The sequence below is a fragment of the Mucilaginibacter phenanthrenivorans genome, from assembly GCF_024721155.1.
In the GTDB taxonomy this organism is placed as follows: domain Bacteria; phylum Bacteroidota; class Bacteroidia; order Sphingobacteriales; family Sphingobacteriaceae; genus Mucilaginibacter; species Mucilaginibacter phenanthrenivorans.
Window position 1 is genome coordinate 422,637 of record NZ_JAHVAP010000002.1, and the last position, 19,432, is coordinate 442,068.

The 19,432-nt window shown below is 44.4% G+C and carries 13 protein-coding genes; 5 read left to right on the forward strand and 8 right to left on the reverse strand.

Going from position 1 to position 19,432, the window contains the following annotated elements; genetic code table 11:
• Positions 1-76: 76 nt before the first annotated feature.
• Both KXD93_RS06380 and KXD93_RS06385 read right to left on the reverse strand, forming a co-directional pair.
• Positions 77-268, reverse strand: coding sequence for a hypothetical protein (locus KXD93_RS06380; protein WP_258136095.1), 192 nt, complete (start codon positions 266-268; stop codon positions 77-79).
• Between the two features lies 1 nt (position 269).
• Positions 270-890, reverse strand: coding sequence for a hypothetical protein (locus KXD93_RS06385; RefSeq protein WP_258136096.1), 621 nt, complete (start codon positions 888-890; stop codon positions 270-272).
• Positions 891-1,682: 792 nt separating this feature from the next.
• Between KXD93_RS06385 and KXD93_RS06390 the strand changes: the two genes are divergently transcribed.
• The 5 genes from KXD93_RS06390 to KXD93_RS06410 all read left to right on the forward strand — a co-directional run bounded on the left by KXD93_RS06390 (position 1,683) and on the right by KXD93_RS06410 (position 7,345).
• A complete protein-coding gene (locus tag KXD93_RS06390; RefSeq protein WP_258136097.1) occupies positions 1,683-2,243 on the forward strand; it encodes a peroxiredoxin family protein in 561 nt (186 codons plus the stop codon).
• 147 nt (positions 2,244-2,390) lie between these two features.
• Entirely contained in the window at positions 2,391-3,734 is a 1,344-nt protein-coding gene (locus KXD93_RS06395) for an APC family permease (RefSeq protein ID WP_258136098.1), read from the forward strand.
• A gap of 195 nt (positions 3,735-3,929) precedes the next feature.
• A complete protein-coding gene (locus tag KXD93_RS06400; protein ID WP_258136099.1) occupies positions 3,930-4,478 on the forward strand; it encodes a papain-like cysteine protease family protein in 549 nt (182 codons plus the stop codon).
• 14 nt (positions 4,479-4,492) lie between these two features.
• A complete protein-coding gene (locus KXD93_RS06405) occupies positions 4,493-5,020 on the forward strand; it encodes a hypothetical protein (RefSeq protein WP_258136100.1) in 528 nt (175 codons plus the stop codon).
• Between the two features lie 12 nt (positions 5,021-5,032).
• On the forward strand, positions 5,033-7,345 hold the full coding sequence (locus tag KXD93_RS06410) for a hypothetical protein (RefSeq protein ID WP_258136101.1): 2,313 nt from the start codon (positions 5,033-5,035) through the stop codon (positions 7,343-7,345).
• Positions 7,346-7,453: 108 nt separating this feature from the next.
• On the opposite strand, the gene KXD93_RS06415 is transcribed toward KXD93_RS06410, so the two are convergent.
• From KXD93_RS06415 to KXD93_RS06440, 6 genes are all read right to left on the reverse strand, one after another.
• Positions 7,454-9,307: a glycoside hydrolase family 35 protein gene (locus tag KXD93_RS06415; RefSeq protein ID WP_258136102.1), complete on the reverse strand. Its 1,854-nt coding sequence runs from the start codon at positions 9,305-9,307 to the stop codon at positions 7,454-7,456.
• A gap of 145 nt (positions 9,308-9,452) precedes the next feature.
• Complete coding sequence (locus tag KXD93_RS06420) at positions 9,453-10,979, reverse strand: RagB/SusD family nutrient uptake outer membrane protein (RefSeq protein WP_258136103.1); 1,527 nt, start codon at positions 10,977-10,979, stop codon at positions 9,453-9,455.
• A 10-nt stretch (positions 10,980-10,989) separates the two neighbouring features.
• Complete coding sequence (locus KXD93_RS06425; protein ID WP_258136104.1) at positions 10,990-13,914, reverse strand: SusC/RagA family TonB-linked outer membrane protein; 2,925 nt, start codon at positions 13,912-13,914, stop codon at positions 10,990-10,992.
• 448 nt (positions 13,915-14,362) lie between these two features.
• Positions 14,363-16,648, reverse strand: coding sequence for a glycosyl hydrolase family 95 catalytic domain-containing protein (locus KXD93_RS06430; RefSeq protein ID WP_258136105.1), 2,286 nt, complete (start codon positions 16,646-16,648; stop codon positions 14,363-14,365).
• 77 nt (positions 16,649-16,725) lie between these two features.
• Positions 16,726-18,060, reverse strand: coding sequence for a Gfo/Idh/MocA family protein (locus KXD93_RS06435; protein ID WP_258136106.1), 1,335 nt, complete (start codon positions 18,058-18,060; stop codon positions 16,726-16,728).
• A gap of 16 nt (positions 18,061-18,076) precedes the next feature.
• Complete coding sequence (locus KXD93_RS06440) at positions 18,077-19,384, reverse strand: sugar MFS transporter (protein ID WP_258136107.1); 1,308 nt, start codon at positions 19,382-19,384, stop codon at positions 18,077-18,079.
• Between the last annotated feature and the right edge of the window lie 48 nt (positions 19,385-19,432).

Sequence of the window (19,432 nt, forward strand, 5' to 3'; positions counted from 1 at the left end):
ACAAATTAATCAGATTTTACGGCAATCTGAATAATTTTTTCGTGTTGTTTGGAGTTGTCTCTCCTGCAACATGGAATTAAATCCCCGGATTTGCCGGTGATTCTTCAGGTGGATTATCTTCCGGCGGAAACTCATCCGGCACTACCTGCGGATCCTCGTTTGGTATTTCCGGTTCACGAGGGTCGGCAGGTTTATTAATTTCCGGCGTTTTTTCCGGTACCGGCATTTCCGGTTGTTCGTTTGGAAAGGTGTCGTGTTGTTTGCCCATGTTATTTAGCTTTATAAGTTATTAATCCATCTACAAGCCGCTGCCATTGCACGCCGGATAACCCAACGCGCGCCATCAGACCAATCGCGGTATTCCTGATCTTGTCGTGCAGGTCCACATCTTGATTGTTCGGGACTTCGTTTCGCCCGTATGCGCCTACGCTAAGCGTCCGCCCGTCGCGCCTGATAACAAAGGTATTCGTAGAGGCATCGGTATAAAAATGCGCGATTTCCGGGTTCGCTTTTTTTGGATCAGGAACGGGTCTTGCGGTCATTGTTATATATTCTTCTGCGGTTTCTGCATCACCGTCGGTTTCTATCTTTTCTATCATCACCCATTCCAGACCTCCGCCTGCATCCGGCCCGGGGCCAGGCAGGTCAATGCTTATATAAAAGCCTTCAGCAGCAAAGCCGAAAAGTTCGTCGCCCAGGTTATTGCACAGCGTAAACTTTGCCGATCCTGTCCCGGTATATTCATGCCAGTTATTCACCGTCAACAATCTTTCAGCCGACTCTTTAAAAGCTGTATGCGCAGTTTTTAAATCATCAAACGTTTCGCTGTGAGTAAAATTGGTTTCCCGCCCTGTTTGTTGTTGCGGAAGTGGGGCTGCTGTGTTTTTCATTGACGTTCTTTTATTAAGAAACTGATAAGCTGTGCTGCTTGTTTTAAAATAAAAAAGTGATTTCGCCCATGTTGGAGTTGTATCCGGCCAGATGAGTTATCTTTGTGCAAGCAACTTAATGCCAAACTGTCCGGCTATTCTATGGTATAAAAACTACAGATTTGTTGGTAACAAGACTAACAAAATCGGAAAACGTTAAAATGAGTATTAAGCAACTGTACTGTTATTTTTTTTACATCCTCTATAGAGGTTGGTTTAAGATCGATAAATCATTCGGTGCTACCGGGCCATTTTCAACCAATACAAAAGCATTGATATGTATGTTCGGTATAGAAGTCTGGCTGGTATTTTCAGTTGTACTCTATTCTGGCTATCTTTTTAATATCCATGCTCATATTAGTTTTTTTAGTTTCATCGGGTTAGCACCTTTTGTTATTTTATTAGTAATAAAGTGGTTTATTTTCGAAAAAGATGATCGATGGAAAAGCTATGTTCAAGAATTTGGTAGCTGGTCGAAAGCAAAAAATAGGGTCGGGGCGTGGGTTGTCGTTGTAATTATATTTTTTATAGTCTTTAGTTTTATTTATTCTCTCTATTTGAATCCTCCGTCGGGCGGCTTAAAATGGTAATTTATAAAATGCTAATGCTGCCAAACCGATCTATTTTATATTATAAAAATCAGAGGTTTGTTATTAACAGCCCAACTAAGGAAGCTAAGAAATAAGTTTACAGTTATTTGTTTTTTTCCACGTCTAAGTTTAATAAATTTGAAAAACAACAACTTGATAAATCATGAAAATATTTAAATATACCGCATTAGCCTTACTGCAACTTTTACTCATAAACATATCAAAAGCGCAAACCACCAAAGCCGATGACGACCGCGGCTACATAGTAAAAGTGGGCGACCAGGCACCGGACGATTTCCAGCTGGTGTTAACCAACGGCACTACAACATCCTTAAAAAAACTGCGTGGCAAAATTGTGATATTACAATTTACGGCAAGCTGGTGCAGTGTATGCCGCGAGGAAATGCCGCATTTGGAAAGCGATGTTTGGAAGGCGTATAAAAACAGGGGGTTGGTATTAATAGGGGTAGACCGCGATGAGCCGATGCCGACAGTTAAGAAATTTCATCATGATATGAAGCTTAGCTACCCGTTGGCGCTTGACCCCAAAGCGGATATATTCGGCAGGTTTGCTAATAAGAAGAGCGGCGTTACCCGGAATGTAGTGATCGACCCTACAGGTAAAATAGTTTATCTCACGCGTTTGTATGATAAAGAAGAGTTTAACGGAATGCTGGCCGCGATAAAAAATTTGGTTGATAAACCAACCGCCAGTTTAAGATAGATAACGCCTGTTGAAGCGTTTGAAATGAGCTCCTGTTTTGCGGGAGCTCATTTTTTTGTCTAAATCTCCAATAATGAATATGATTTGGAAATGACGTGGTAATTTCTGTTTACTTGCGTATTATTGAGAATTGGAACAATAGCACGAATGGCGGAAACTTTACCCGAAAGACGTTTGGGCCTTTTACAGGCAACTTCAATTAACATGACCGATATGGTGGGCATCGGGCCGTTCATCACATTGCCAATGGTTATCGGCATAATGAACGGGCCTTATTTCCTGTATGCGTGGCTGGCTGGCGGCGTATTGTCATTGGTTGATGCCATGGTTTGGAGCGAGCTGGGTGCCGCGTTCCCCATGGCCGGCGGTTCATATAACTTCCTTAAGGTTACCTATGGCGAAAATAAGTGGGGTAAGCTCACCAGCTTTTTATTCGTATGGCAAACAATGATCCAGGCGCCCCTTGTTATTGCATCGGCAGCTATCGGGTTTTCGTATTATTTTTCCTACCTGGTGCCGCTCACCGGGTTGGAGTCCAAGCTTATGAGCGGAGGCGTAGTAATAACCATTATAGCCCTTTTATACCGTAAAATTGAGGCGATAGGCAAGATCAGCGTGGTGCTTTGGGTGGCGGTTCTTTTTACTTTATTCTGGATCATTGGCGGCGGCATAGCACACGGTAACTTCCTGCAGCCGCTGCAGCATATTAACGATGGTTTGACACTTAACTATGCCTTTGTATCAGTTTTAGGCTTTTCATGTGTAAAAAGTGTTTACAGCTATTTAGGCTATTACAACGTTTGCCATTTAGGCGGCGATATTGTAAATTCTTCAAAAAACATCCCCCGCAGCATGTTCATGTCGATAATCGGGATTGCAGTTTTATATCTCTGTATGAACGTTAGCGTGGTAAGCGTAATCCCTTGGCAACAGGCAAAGGAAAGCAAGTTTGTGATCAGCCTTTTTATGCAGCAGCTGGCCGGGCCGGTTGCCGCTAAAATAGTTACCGGTTTAATTTTGGTGGTGGCATTTGCTTCGGTTTTTTCAGCTACGTTGGGTTATAGTCGTGTTCCTTACGCTGCTGCGGCCGACGGCGCATTTTTTAAGATCTTCGCGCGGCTCCATCCAAAAGGTAACTTCCCCTACGTTTCCCTGCTTTTTCTCGGGGGAATTGCTTTTGTTTTTAGCTTGCTGTTTAAGTTGAGTGAGGTGATCAGCGCTATTTTAGCCATGCGGATATTAGTGCAGTTTATTGCCCAGGCCATTGGTCTGCTGCTGCTCAGAAAAGCCCGTGCCAAAGTAGACTTTCCTTACAAAATGCCGTTCTTCCCATGGCCCGTGTACATTGCTATTGTTTTATGGGGATGTATCCTTGTTGCCACAGGCTTAACTTTATTCCTTGGGGCATTAATTGCCATTAGTACCGGCGGAATTGTTTACCTGGTAAAAGCGAAGGTGAAACAGGAGTGGCCGTTTTTTGCGGAGGGATAGAACTTACTTTTGGCTTACACAATATTACTATGTGATAATACGCCTGTTGATGCCATCCTTTTTGTTTTGAGCCGGATCTGAAATAGAATGCAATTATAGAATTTTATAAAACATAAATATTTTTTTAAACCTTAAAAAAATAACCCTAACTTAGATCAACATTCTCAAAATGAAATGGTATAACCTTATCTTTTCATGGAGCTTTCTCAAACCCTAAGCAATTCAAACTATCAGTTAGGCGATGGGCTTTCCGGTGCAGATCTATCAGATTTTCCGATTCAGCAACAGCAAATGAGCCAATGGTGCTGGGCTGCCTGTACTGCTGCCATTTGTGCGTTTTATCAGGATAGCCCGGTTCCAACGCAACCGGAACTGGAGGCTACATTGAATCATAAACCATCATGCGCATTTGGGCCTTTAACCGATTTTTGTAACGATACCTGTAACCTCGCAGACGCCTTAACGGAGGTGGGGCATCTTAACCAGGCCTACGATGATGTATTGCCGGTTGATACAGTTGTTAATGAACTGGCCGCTCAAAAGCCGGTGTGCTGCCAGATGGATATCCCGGGCATTGGCGGGCATGTGGTTATTATTGTTGATGCCCGGCAAAGTAACTCGCAGGTAATGTTGCAGGTGGCTGATCCGGCTAATGGTCAGATCATCCCGATGTTATATGAAGAATTGAGAGACAATTACCGTGGTGGCGGCGGAACCTGGAACCGCTCTTACACCACTAATTGATAAACAGAGAAGCAATGCCCATACAACCTACAACTTATCCTGCTGAACTTATCTCAAAGCTGGAAAAAGCTACCACAGACGTACTCAGTGGAGGGTTAATACCATTGTTATCCCCAAGCCCGGGCAATCTTCATATCTCATTAATGTTGGATATACAGCAACTGAATAGCCTGCGGAATGTACGGATTAAAACAACGGAGCCTGAAGGCGTCCGCATTATGGTGGCTGGGGACAGTGGGGTGGAGGCTGCGTTGGATTTTTATTATTTGAATGATGAAATAAGGTTTACGCACAGCCTTGCTGGGTATCACCTGCTGGAGTTTACTGCTGCCCTTAACGCGCTTGAGCAATCCGTCAATAACGATAAGACGACATTTCAGATCGCTTGCCTCGATTTTCATTATGCTGCTCATCCGTATCTTTTGGCTTATAACAACCGGCGGATAAATATCTACAACTATTTTAAAGGCACCTTGCTCAGCATCCCACAAAGGGAGTTGAAAAAACTACTTGGGCATTTGGGAAGAAACAGAACAACCTAATTCAAGACAAAAATGAAAAACAATCGGCCTTATTTTTTACTGCTTTGCCTGCTGCTCTCAACAGGCGTTTGCTGTGCGCAAAGCACGCAGTCAGCAATGTACGATGCCATCGCGCTGATGAACGCCAAAAATGGCATCAATGCAATATTTAACGCGCACCCCCATGGTTTTGACATTATTGATCCCCTGGGAGAGAGCCAACCCTTGCTAAATAAACAAGTGACACCAGATAGCTTTATAAAAAATGAAAATGTCTCACAAAAAATAATTATAGCTATTCTGATAAGGAACGCAAATTTACCTGCAGGCACATCCTACAATGATCTTAAAAAGGTTTATGCCAAAAATCCTTTTCTCAGCGACATATTTGATGACAGTAAAGCGGGTTTCAAAATTAGCCAGGATGCAACACTTGCGGGCCTTAGCGGCATTACGATCTCTGAACAATCTGGTGGTGTAGCAGGCAATATTGGTGGCAACCTGGTAAACGGTGTGGCCGATTTCCTGGTAAAGCGTGCCGGTGAGGAGTTGTCTGCCTCGGTTTTTGCCAAATTGCAGGACTTTATCAACCGTTACCCGGAGTTTAATATCCTGTTCCCTAAAACCCGGGCATTATTGAAACCCATTGAGCCATATGATTATGCCAAAACGCTTGTGGCCCTTAAGGCAGCCATACAAGACGACCTGGACGGATTACCGGCACAGCTCCCACTGTTGTATCAACTGCCGCGTTATAAAATGTTGAACAAACAGGTTCCGGAGCTAACATTGGTATTTGCATCTGCGCAATTATTTAGTGAACTGCATGGCAAAAGTAGCTTATCTAAAAGTTTGAATGATTTGGACACGGCAGGCTTCCTTAAGGAACAAAACAATTATTCTACAATGATCCACCTGGCTGATATCACCTCAAATTCTATCCGGAAAAAACTGCTTTCGGATAGTGATGACGGCGACTATCCCTATTTTACAGCCCAGGACATTGGGCTCGCCACGCATCAAAAGCCTGTTTATGTTGCTCAACTTGGCAAATTTTACCTTGGATTGCTTTGGCAACAAATCTCAACTTACCAGTTTTATGACAAAGATGGCGCCCATCAGCTATCAGATCTGATAGGCCGGTATGTTTCGCAGACCAGTACTGTTATTAATCAATTCGTTACAGCATCCGATAAGCTAAACACTCTTGGACAACAACTGGCAACTCTGAAGCAGAGGGACGACGCCCTGAAAAATTCCGGGCAGAACGTGGTTTCAGCGGATAGGTTTGTGCTTTATAACCAGTTAATTGTGGGCAACATGCAATTGTTACAGCCGTTTGTACAGGGGGACGCTGCTGATATGCCTTGGAAACAGCAACTGGCAGCAATATGCACCTACTGGCCTCAATTTTCCACTTCGGGTATTTCTATGATAAAAAATATCTCCGCAAAAAACTACAACCTGGCCATTACTGATCTGTCCCGAATGCTGAATAACGTAAGCGGCTATCTATCTTCGCTAAAGAATGATAAAACGACTAATTCGCAACTTAGCGACCAGTTGTCAGCCGACCTGGCAACCCGGGCAGCCGCTTTGTCAAAGCAGATTGACGCAATAAATGCTACGCTAAAAACACTGCCAAAAATTGCGGACATTAATGATGCCCAGGTTAAAGCGGCGGTTATATTGCAGATACAGAACCTCCAGCAAAATAAGGTGGCGCTGAATTTGCAATTGCAGGACCTTGCCTGGGAAACCCAAAACAGCAAGGACGCACTCACCAGCTTAACAAAAGTATTGAGCTATATCGATCTGCTGGCATCACTAAGCCAGGCAAACAATAGCCAGGAAGTAGAATCTATTCTTGAAGGTTACGCGTTGCCGGCAGGTAGTTCAAGGGTTAAAAAGGATGCTTTCTTCAATATAGCGCTTAACGCCTATGTTGGTGGCTTTTACCGCTCCTCTAACACTGGTAAAGGGTTTACCAATCAATACGGGCTAACTGCACCTATAGGTTTTGCATTTAGTTTAGGAGCTCAGAAAGCGGGCAGTGCCAGCCTGTTTATCAGTGCAATTGACATCGGGAGCGTTATCAGGTATAAACTTGATAACCAAGGGCAGTATCAACAGGACATAAATTTTGCGGGGCTTGTATCGCCTGGTGTGCAGTTGGTATATGGTTTTGGAGGTTATTTGCCCCTGTCGGTTGGCGGCGGCTGGCAATGGACCTCACCAGTTACTTCCACCAGTAACAGTATCCATCTTCAATCTCACTTCAATCTTTTCCTGGCGGTAGATATTCCATTATTTAACTTATCTGTGGTAAAGAAGACAGTGAATTAATTTAATGAAACTGCTGGAAATGCGGAGAGAGCTTGCCTGTAAAAAAGACAAACTCTCCCCGCATTATTATCATATAGGTATTAACTTGATTTCAGGTCAAGCTGGCTTTTATTTTCCCACCGCAGCATCCAAAATCGGCACAGTCACCGAAGTTACTACCGTTTGCTTCACATCGTTTAACTGTTCCAAAACAACAATGCTATTTACACCTTTCTTTAACCAGCAACCCGGTAAATAAAGCGTTTGCTGCGGACCGATCTTCCAGTAGCGACCAAGGTTTACGCCGTTAACAAACACAATGCCCTTGCCCCAATTTTTCATATCCAAAAACGTATCGCCAACCTTGCTTACGTTAAATGTTCCCTGGTAAAGTGTTGGCTTGCCAATAGTGTTATTGTTGCCTGCAACAGCCGGAACCTTGTCCATAGGCAGCTTGTACATTTGCCAGTTGCCGGTTATTTCGTGATCGTCAATTTTAACCGGGCTGATAATGCCCTTCAGGTTATGGATGATTTCTCCGCCATAGTTGATGCGGCCCAGGTTCTCCACTAGGATATCTAACCTGGCATTAAAAGGGATGTCGATTGCGCAGCTAAAGTTGTTGGCTTGCCTGTTTAATTCAGCAACCTTTTGGCCGTTTATGTAGATGGTTGCATAATCTCTTAAACCTTCCAAATGCAGCGTACCGCTGATGGGCTGCGTGAATTTGCGACTGTACAAAACGTAGCCATGGCCCTGGTTAAGGGTTTCAAAAGTCTGCGGCGTATCACTTTCAACAGGTTGTTGGTTTTTTGCCAGTTCAAGTAGGTCTGCTGTTTTTGTTAGCTTGATGGGAGGTAATTGGATCACCGGGATCTGTGCCGGTACTTCCGGAATTGAGTAAGTAACATACTTTTTCATCAGATTCCTGATCGCCGTATATTTTGAAGTTGCCCAACCGGCTTCGCTGATCGGCGCATCATAATCATAGCTGGTAATATCCGGCTGAATAGGGTGTTCTTTATCATAGTTAGCGCCGCTGGTGAAACCAAAGTTCGTACCGCCATGCACCATATAAATATTGAACGAAATGGTATCCTTTAAGAAAGCTTCCAGTTCTTTTACCACACCGGCTTCCGGTATCTTTTCAAACTTTTCGCCCCAATGATCAAGCCAGCCTGGATAGTATTCAGCTGCCATATACGGACCCTTGCCGCCGTTGAATTTAGCAACAAGCTTTTTTAGGTTCTTTGTATCTGTTTCGCCGTTTGCTGTTGGTAATGCACCGGGGATTGTTCCCCCCTCAAAAAGCCAGTCGCCATCGGAAGTATACAATGGGACATCAACACCGGCTTTTAATAGTAGTTCCTTTATGGCAGCGCTGTAAGCTTTATGGTCGGCAAGCGGCACATCCTTACGCTGCGCAACATACGAACCGAACTCATTTTCGGCCTGCACCATAATGATTGGGCCGCCATGCGTAATTTGCAGGTCCTTAACCTGGCCAACCAGTTGATCGATGTATGCCTTACAAGAATCAAGGAATTTTTGATTTTTACTGCGGATTACCATTTCCTTATCCTTTTGCAGCCACCATGGATAACCACCAAATTCCCATTCGGCACAGGCATAAGGGCCGGGCCTTAAGATCACCATTAATCCCTCTTGTTGCGCAGTTTTTATAAACTCGCGGATGTCACGGTTGCCGGTTTTAAAATCCCAAACGCCCGGGCTGGTTTCGTGGTGGTTCCAGAACACATAAGTGGCAACGGCATTCATCCCCATGGCCCGCAGCATTTGAAGCCGCTGCCGCCAGTATTCCTTTGGAATACGCGCAAAGTGCATTTCGCCGGAGTGGATTTGTACCGGTTTGCCATCGTACAAAAAGGAGCCGTTACTAACCGCAAAGGTGTGTTTTTGCTGCGCGATGCCTTGCAGCGTAATTAAAGTTATAAACAAAAATAAAAGGAACGTTTTTTTCATTGTTTCGTATTTGGATATCGGCATAAAGATATCAAGTTAGCAGCTGATTTTAAGCAGGATTAAATCTGGTTTGAAGTTAAAATCGCAGAAAATAAAAAAAACCGCCTCACAAATTAATATGAGACGGTTTTGATGGTAGTTGTTTTTATGGGTTTTGCGTGAGTTTTGGATTAATAGCTATTTCTGTTTGCGGTATGTAAAATACCACCCTTGGGTCTGTAGGTAAAACAGTTTGCATAATGTTTGTTGTTGGTGTATTGTTCAATGAATGTGTGCCGGGATAATTCCTCACCAGGGGCAAATTATTGCGGAAGAGGTCATATGCACGCTGGCCCTCAAAAGCAAGTTCCAGCCTGCGCTCTTCAAGCACTGCGCCAAGCACATTTCCTGTACCTACGCTTGCAATTGTCAAGGCCGGGATTCCGGCACGGGTACGGATAGTATTAACATCATCCAGCGCCAGCTGGCTGTTTCCAAGCTTTGCGTTGGCTTCGGCTTTGTTTAAATACATTTCGGCAAGACGCAGGTAAACCGGTGAGCTTAGTGTTACAATACCCTCCTGGAAACTATATTTTGTAATATAGTTCATTGGGGTATTTGGCGTAAGTTTTTTATTCATTTGCAGTACACCATTAATGGTATAAGGCGCTATAAAGCTGTGACGAAGATCTCCGGGGTTTTTATCCAGATCAGCAACATAGGTTTGTGAAGCATAAACCTCGCCCCAACCGGTATTTCCTTGTCCGCCCGGGGTTGTCAATGAGCTGGTTCCGTCAGGGCCAAGGCCGCTGTAGTACATGGAGCCGATAGCGCCAAAACCCTGGTCCTGGGTTTTTGTATGCCTGATACAAAATATAGTTTCCGTATTATCTTCCGGTACACCGCTGAAGTAATTTTGGTAGGCGCTCCCCTGTAATAAAGTATAACGGCCTGAATTGATCACCAGGTCGGCGTATTTAATAGCATTTGCATTATCATTCATGTACAGGTAAACGCGCGATAATAAAGCCAGGGCAACTTCTTTAGAAGCAAAAATATCGCTCTTTGGGGTTCCATCTGCCGGTAAGGTCATCAGGTCTGCAGCCTTTAACAGATCGGCGATAACTGAGCCATATACATCCTTTACTGAGCTTCTTGCCGGTGAAGCATCCTTACTGGTTTCTGTTAATAAGGGTACACCCGGATTATTGCCGTCGCCCTGGGTATAAGGGCGGCCAAAGATCCGTACCAGGTTAAAATCAACCATTGCTCTTATATAAAGGTTTTCTCCTTTTAACAGGCGCAGATCTGCGCTTGCGTTATCAGGTATTGCTCCTATAATCTGGTTAGCCGCAAAAATTAGGTGATATCCTTTCGTCCAGAAATTAGTGGCGTGAGCGCCTGTCGGGATTTGTGTAACATACCTGTAGCACCTGGAAAGATCATCAGACGATGGCTGTCCCTGTGCAACATCATCGGTGGTGTACTCCATCAGGAAATGCCCGCTCCTGGTATAGTTAGGATCTCTTAATTCAGAATAATTTCCTATTGTGGCCGTATAAATATCTGCAGGGTTAGTTAATGCCGAATGTTCGTCAATTGCTGTTGAAGGCTCAACTTTTTTACATGCGCTAAACAGCGTTGCTGCAATACACATGGTAGCTAATAATTTTATATATCTTATATTTTTCATGTCTGTTTAATTAAAATCCAACGTTTATACCAAACAATAGCTTCCTGCTGATGGGGTATTTAAAGCTTGATGTACCTGAGCTAAGATCTACCTCAGGATCAACCCCCGAGAATTTTGTGAACGTTACCAGGTTATCGCCACTTATAAAGATCCTGGCGCTTCTTATTTTCAGGCTGCTGGTAAAGGCTGCGGGTAGCTGGTAGCCTAAAGTTGCGTTGCGCAGGCGCAGGTAGCTTCCGTTTTCAAGATAGCGTGTTGACTGCTGGTTTGAATTATTGTTACCGCCTTGTACAGCTTTTGGTTCGGTAGCGATATCGCCGGGTTTTGTCCAGCGGGTCCATCCGCTTGGTGCAACCATTGCGTTGTAGCTGTCATATAAACCATCGTTGTCAAAATATGCGCGACTATCGTTATACACTTTGTTTCCGTACACAAAATTGAAGAAAGTGCTTAACGAAAATCCCTTATAAGAAAAAGTGTTGGTTATCCCGCCGGTAAACTTTGGTGAAGCGGAAGTTTCTGTAAATTCCTTTGTTGCGTTGGCGTAAGAATTTGTTAGCTGTTCGGTAACCTTGCCATTGGCATCGGTAACCTGTTGTTTCCATTGCGGATCGCCATTGGCAGGATTAACGCCGGCCCAAATAGGCATATACCAGTCGTTCATATCATGTCCAACTGCTATCGGAAGCGGGCCTGCCGGGTTAACAGACGGTTCGCCGGCTTCCAGCGAAATTACTTTATTACGGTTAAAGGCTATGTTGAAATTGGTTTCCCATTTAAATTCGCCTACCAGGTTTTTTGAAGTTACGTTGATCTCAAGCCCCCTGTTACGTACGGAACCTACGTTCTCAAATTCATAATCGTAGCCTGATGTTGCAGGAAGCGGCACCTGGAACAATAGAGCACTTGATGTTTTTTGATAGATATCCAGGCTCACATCAATTCGATGAAATAAACCAAAATCAAGCCCGATGTTGGCTGTTTTTATTTTTTCCCAGGTTAAATTCGGATTGGCCTTTTGTGTTGGATAGGCTCCCGGAATACCGCCATAATTGGCCGACTGATCAATGGAATATAATCCTAGTGCCTGGTAATTGCCAATTTCGGCGTTACCTGTTGTACCATAGCTGGCGCGCAATTTTAAAAAGCTTACAGGCTTAATATTATCCATAAAGGATTCTTTGGTTAAGATCCATGATGCGCCTGCCTGGAAAAAGTTACCGCTTGGGTTATTGCTTCCGAAACGTGATGAGTATTCATGCACATATGAGCCTACCACAAAGTATTTGCCGGCATAGTTGTAATCGGCCTGGCCCAGGTATTTTCTGAAGTTATAATTGTCGGTACCTCCGCTCGGGTCGCTTACAATATCGCTTGCGGTCGACATAACTGGCCGGCCCGGAGGCAACCCCTTGCCATTTAGCAATGCATCATCAAAATGATACGTCTGGCCTTCGCCTACAGCCAATAAGCTTAAATTATGCTGGCCGAAGCTATTGTCGTACTTTAACCTGTTTGACGTTAACAGCGTGCTGCTGTAATCGTCCTGGTTGTATAATTCGCCGGAATTTGCACCGCCAGATTTGGTACGGGCATCGTAATAGCTGATGTACTTATCATTGTACAGCGTTATCCTGTTATAGGTGGCAAAACTTAAATGCTTTGTGATATTATAATCAAGATTTAAGTCGCCGTTGTTACTGATACTGCGGCTGTTTGAAAAATTATACTGCAGGCCCTGTAAAGGGTTTTCTTTATCGCGGCCCTGCCATCCCGGGTAGGTACGGCCATCAGTCGGCGTGCCATCTGCATTAAATGCCGGGTCGTAAGGCAGGTTTAAATAAGCGTCGTAGAGTAGATTATCGGTTGGATAAGTTTGCTGGGTGTAAATGGTGTTCAATAACACGCTTAGCTTTAACTTGTCATTTAATTTGGTAGTGATGTTGGTACGGAAGTTATAATTCCGGTTACCGTTATCAATTAAAGTTCCCTGCTCATTATAGTAGTTGCCTGAAATATAATATTGTGTTTTATCAGAGCCTCCGGAAACAGACAGGGTATGGTTTTGCGTAACCCCGGTTCTGAATGCAACGTCAAACCAGTTTGTGTTGTGGTCCAGGTCAGAGGGAGTAACAGTTTCGAAAGTTTTTTGATAATCATACAACTGCTGCGAATTCATCAAATGGAAATTACCGGTTGTTTTGGTGTTAAATCCAACAACAGAGCTCATGTCAATTTTTGTTTGGCCGGCCTTACCTGTCTTGGTGGTAATAATAATAACGCCGTTTGCCGCACGTGAACCATAAAGGCCCGTAGCCGCTGCATCCTTTAAAACGGTTACCGACTCAACATCAGAAGCATTGTAGGTTCCACCAATGTTACCATCCACAACAAATAGCGGGCTGGTGCTGGCATTGATACTGCTTGCCCCGCGGATGAGGATGCTTGAGGTTGATGTAGGGTCGCCGGATGCGGAAGAAACTACCACGCCGGGAGCCTTGCCCTGCAATAAGCTCACCACATCGTTAGATGTTACATCCCGCAGCTTGTCGCCACTGATAACTGATACAGAACTTGATAATTGCGATACCTGCTTTGAGGTATAACCCACAACCACAACTTCGTTTAAGGCTTTTGATGCTGGTAAGAGCACGACTGACAGATCTGTTTTCCCGTCAAGCTTAACGTCCTTTGAGGTGTAGCCGATAAATGAAAATGTTAAAACACCATCGGCAGGTGCGTTAATACTGAATTTACCATCAATTGAGGTGCTTACGGCATTTGTGGTGCCTTTGATAGTAACTGTAACGGCCGGCATCGGCTGGCCGTCGGCGTCCTTAACAATACCTGTAACCCGGGTTTGGGCGAAAGCCAGTGATGCAAACATCAACAGCAAGCAGGTAAGGAACGCTTGTCTTTTGTACAATTTGGTCATAGTTTAAAGAATGGTTGATTAATGAGATAATGTGCTGATCAGCAACTGCTAATCCGATCTCAAGGTAGTGAGGGGAGCAGGAAAAGCCTAATAAATGGAGGTGCTAACTCAACGCAAACGTTTGATTGGTAGTTACTGAAAAGTGAGTTATTTTTCTTTTAAATACTTTATAATAAGTTAGTTATCTATTTAACTAAAGAATGTTAACCTGGAATTTAAACTGTTATGGCATTAATGTTACGCAAACGTTTGTTGGTGGATGAAAAATACAGACTGCTATTGAAAATAGTTCCGGAAAAGGCTCCGAAATTAGTCATCTATTACAGGTACAACATTTAATACATATGCGCGTGGGATCGGCGGCGCGGAAGGAGAGAATGGTGGTCTACAAATATTAGTTATTAGCTTCTTCCATAGCGATGGGTTTTAAACCCATCGCTATAAAAAATCATTCATACCCATTCTTCAAAACAAGTACGCCGCCTTGTTTAAAGCTTAAATTAACAAAGCCGTCATTGGTATTGCTGATTGTAACGCCTTGTTTTGTGACTGCGATCCAGGTTTTAAATGGTGATTTTAATTTGGTATTACCGCCTTTTTCTGAGACGATCCTAACTTCTTCAACTTGTCCGCCGGCTCGCCTTAAGCTCACCAAAAAAGCGCCTTCAGCGCGTAGGTTTTCAAACGATAGATCCTTCCAGGCGGATGGCACTGCAGGCAACACTTCTATAAACCCGGCATAGCTTTGCAGCAGCATTTCCTGTAAGCCGGATGCAAAGGCAAAATTGCCTTCCAGCGTAAAGGGGCGGTAAGTGAATTTTGAATAGCCCGATTTTGTTTGATCGCCGTTTAAATGGAAGCTGTTAACCGAGCAAAATGCCTTTGCGAAAATACTTAGCTCTTTTGCCGCGCCATCGCCATCTTTAGCACGGGCTTTCATACTGGCCAGCCATGAGTAGGAGTAGCCGCACCAATAATCAGGACCGATGCTATCCAATAAATGAATGGAATTTCTGATAATAGACTGAGATTTTGCGCCATCTTCCCACCTGATCAGTCCCAATGGATAAATGCTCATCATGTGTGAAAAATGCCGATGAGATTGGTTATAAGCCATCGTCGGCGAAAACATCAGCTGGTTAGCTGGGGTTAATGCAAAATCATCAAACTGGCTTAGGATTTTTTGCCAATGTGTGGCCTCGCTTTTTTTGCCGAGCACTGTTGCCATTTCAGCCGCCGCCTTAAACGTAAATTTCATAAGCGACAGATCGTAATTGGTGTTTTGATGAAACCAGGCGGTAAGGTCATTGTCATTTATCTCCGGGCTCGAGCTGATGGGAAGCTTGCGGTGGCCCTTCTCATCTATCACCGTTAAATTCTCCAAAAACGTAGCTGTACCTTTTATCCATGGATAAGCCCGGTTTTGCAGGAACGTTTTATCCATGCTGTATTTCCATTGCAAATAAAAATGTTGCCCAAGCCATGACGACACCGTAGGCGACAGGGAATATTGGATCCAGCCGCCCATTTCTGTACCGTTCAACGTGGTGACACCCGGAACGGCAAGCCCGAGCTTGTTGAAATACATTTTTGTATAGCGCTCATAATTGGCTTTGTTAGCATCAAGATGATCAAGGTATGGCATTGCCAGGTCTAAATGGTTTCCGCTATAGGCAGGCCAATAGCTGAGTTGTGTATTCAGGTCGTGGTGAAAATCGCCTTTCCAGGGCGGCAATCTGCCATTATCTGCCGTCCAAACTGCTTGCAGGGAGATCGGCGGTGCTCCAGGTCTCGAAGCAGAGCCGAATTTATATTGCTCCAAATACCACTGCTTTTCTATCAAGGTATCGGGGATGTGAATAGCAGACTTACTCCAGAAGTTTTGCCACCAGGCTTTATGGGAAATATAATCCTTCGTGTAAGCATGAGTTAAAGCTTCCTTTGAAACTACGCTGGCGGTAGTGTTTGTTTTCTTACCGGCATTTTGCGATGAAATGCTCCAAACGCCCTCGATAGTAGTGGCGTTTACTTTGTGCCAGCTTACATTTATCTGGTAACTAAAGCCGCCCCAGCCTTGTTGGGTATAGGTTATGCTGTTGCCCGACTGCTTTATTGTCCCTTGTGAATATCCCAGTCTTGAAAGATCATCGCCACCAACCGGGTCGCCTTTTATTTTAACTACGCCCTGGTATTTTGGTGATATCAATTGCGGGGCAAAGCCAGTTTTTATATTTTCGAACCTGAACCAGCCAACCGGCTTTGTTGCATGCACAAATGTTTTCAGGGTAACGCCATTTGTCCATTTTACCTCGCATAACGCATCTGGTAAATGCAGGTTGACCGATTGCACTTCACCCCAGCTTTTCGTATCAAACTCCAACGCGCCGCCGGGGATCTTGGATGGGGCAGGCTCATTGTCATATGGTTCGTCAAGGTGCTTTTGTACCGGCGCATAGTCTTTGCTATTCACATGATCGATCACATACTGATAGCTGAATTCCGGTCCGTGCAATCCCTTCATCGGCCGCTGATCCCAGAGATCTGCCCTGTCCAATGAAAAGCGCAAATGATCCGATCTTTGCCAGACCAATGCACCTATCATCCCGTTACCCAATGGGATTGCTTCATCCCATCGTGTTGCCAGTTTAGTGAAATGGAGGTCGTGGTTGGTGGGTTGGGCGAATGTGGCTATTGATGCCAGGACAAGCGTAAGGAGCAGGATGAGTTTTTTCATGGAAGACGCTAATTATTTAAACAATTTGTCATCCTATGTTTGCATAGGATGACAAATTGTATGGTTTGTTTTATTTCTTAAAACCCACTATCGTCCAGTGCAAAGGTATTTTTCCTTTGCTTCCACTTTCCTTTGGTGAAATCAGGGAATTCCTGCGGGGCATTGCCTTCTTTTAATGATTTTGTTGATAAAGGTGTGATCACACTCATCGTCACAGAATCGTAAACGTCAATAGGTGTTTGCCGTTTTTGTTTAACCGATTCAACAAACGCGTTAAAAACAAACCAGTCCATACCGCCGTGACCAGCGCCCTCGGCATATTTTTCAAATTTTTTCCAAAGCGGGTGGTCATATTTTTCGAACCACTGTTGTGCCGGGTCCCAGCTATCATCTTCCTTTGATTTGTGGTCGATATAAACGCTTTGCGCCACATCCATCCAAAGCCCTTTCGTTCCCTGTACCCTGAAGCCTAATGAATAGGGGCGGGGCAAGTGCGTGTCATGACTTAACAACACAGTTTCTCCATTGGCGCAGTTGATCATCGTTTGGATCACATCGCCGTTTTTATAATTGATCTTCGCGTTTTTATTGCCGGGCGATTTTTCCTCTACAAAAGCCGCAAGTCCCCTCGCCTTTGAGCTGAATGACGACAGGCTGGTAAAGCGGTTCCCTGCATTAATATCAATGTAATGCATACAAGGGCCTGCACCATGGGTAGGATAGATATCGCCATCAATGTCGATGTTGAATTGCGTACGCCATTGCGCTTCGCTGGTAGCATCCGGTCCGAAGGTAACATGGTCGGCACCGTTAAATAGAACTTCCCGCAGGTTATGCTGGTAGCCACCTTCCACGTGTACTAATTCCCCAAATAATCCTTGTCTCGACATGTTTAACGCTGCCATCACATCGCGGCGGTAACACACGTTTTCCAAAGTCATATAGGGGATTCCTGTTTTTTCGGAAGTGTGCACAATGTCCCAATGGTCTTCAACTGATAGGCCTGCAATAACCTCGCAGCCTACATATTTACCAGCCTTCATGGCATCAATAGACTGTGGGTGGTGAAATTGCCATGGCGTGGCGATGATCACCGCGTCAATATCCTTTATGTCAAGCAATCCTTTATAAGCATCTAATCCGCCGGTAAATTCCTTCGCTGCCGGCCTGCCTTTTTTAGCGATGTATTCGCGGCATCTTTTTAACGACGTCTCCTGCGTATCGCAAATGGCTACAATCTCTACATCATCGCGCAGGCAACCTTCCGAGATATGGCTCATACCACGGGCGCCAACGCCTATATATCCCAATCTTACCTTCCCGTTCGATTTGGCAAAAAGGCTGCCTGACGGTAAAATTGCAAAACCGGCTGCGGCTATTGCGCCTGCTCTTATAAATTCTCTTCTTTCCATAATTAGTATATTAGTTTTAAATAGTTTTTGGTTTCAATTTATGCCCGGCAATTGCAAAGTAAGCTATTACCACATAGCAGGGCACCAGGATCCAGTAGCCCTCGGTAGCTGCAATGTTCTTTAGCTGGCCGCCGGTAGTCAGCTTGTCGACGATAAACCCATATAGCAAAGGGATAACCGCGCCGCCTGCGATCCCCATGATCAGCAATGATGATCCGATCTTGGTGAACTTACCCAGTCCGTTTATGGCAAGCGGCCATAAGGCAGGCCACATTAGTGCATTAGCGATGCCGAGCAGCGATACAAATAATACCGATGTATAGCCTGAAGTAAAAATTGCCCCTAAAGAACATAACACACCGATAAACGCCGATACTTTCAACGCCTTCTGTTGTGTAAAGTATTTAGGAATACAAATAATGCCCACAATGTAACCGGCTATCATGCAGATCAACGTACAAGTGGTGAAATATTTAGCTATTGCAGACGGGATCCCCTGGCTGGATGCGTAACTGATAACAGAATCGCCGGCCATAACTTCCACACCAACATACAAGAACAAGGCCAGCACACCGACCAGCAAATGCGGAAATTGAAATATGCTGGTTTGCGCACTCTCTGCCGGTGCAGCAGTGTCATCATCCTTTTGGGCCTCAACTTCGGGCAGGGTTGAATAGTAAACAAATACCGCCAGGAGTACCAGCACAATTAAGATAACCACATAAGGTAAAATAACCCGGTGGCTCAGCATATTAAGCTCAATTTCTTTTTGTGCCGATGTCATGGTGAGTAGGCGAGCTTTTATTCCGTCTGCATCTGTTAGTATCATTGCCCCCAGTATAATTGGCGCAATAGAACCTGCTACCTTATTAAAGATCCCCATAATGCTGATGCGCTTGGCGGCACTTTCAATTGGTCCTAAAATGGTTATATAGGGGTTTGATGCCGTCTGCAATATGGTCATCCCTGTTCCCAGCACAAATAGGCCGGTTAAAAAAAGTGGGTACATCCTGGTTAAAGCAGCCGGGATAAAGATCAATGCGCCAATTGCCATGATTAATAAGCCCACGGCCATGCCGTTTTTAAAACCTGTTTTGGCTAATACCCATGACGACGGCACTCCCATAACCAGGTAGGCAATGTAAAAGGCAAACACCACCAGGTACGATTCAAAGTTATTAAGCTGGCAGGCGATTCTTAAATAGAGAATCAGGACCGAGTTTAGCCAGGTAACAAAGCCGAACACAAAAAATAGTGCACCGATAATGTAAATAGGGCTGATGCCCGAACTCTTTTCTTTTCTGTTGGTAATTACTTCAGTCATGCTTTTTAAAATTTAATTTTTATAGCGATGAATTTAACGAAACTCCCT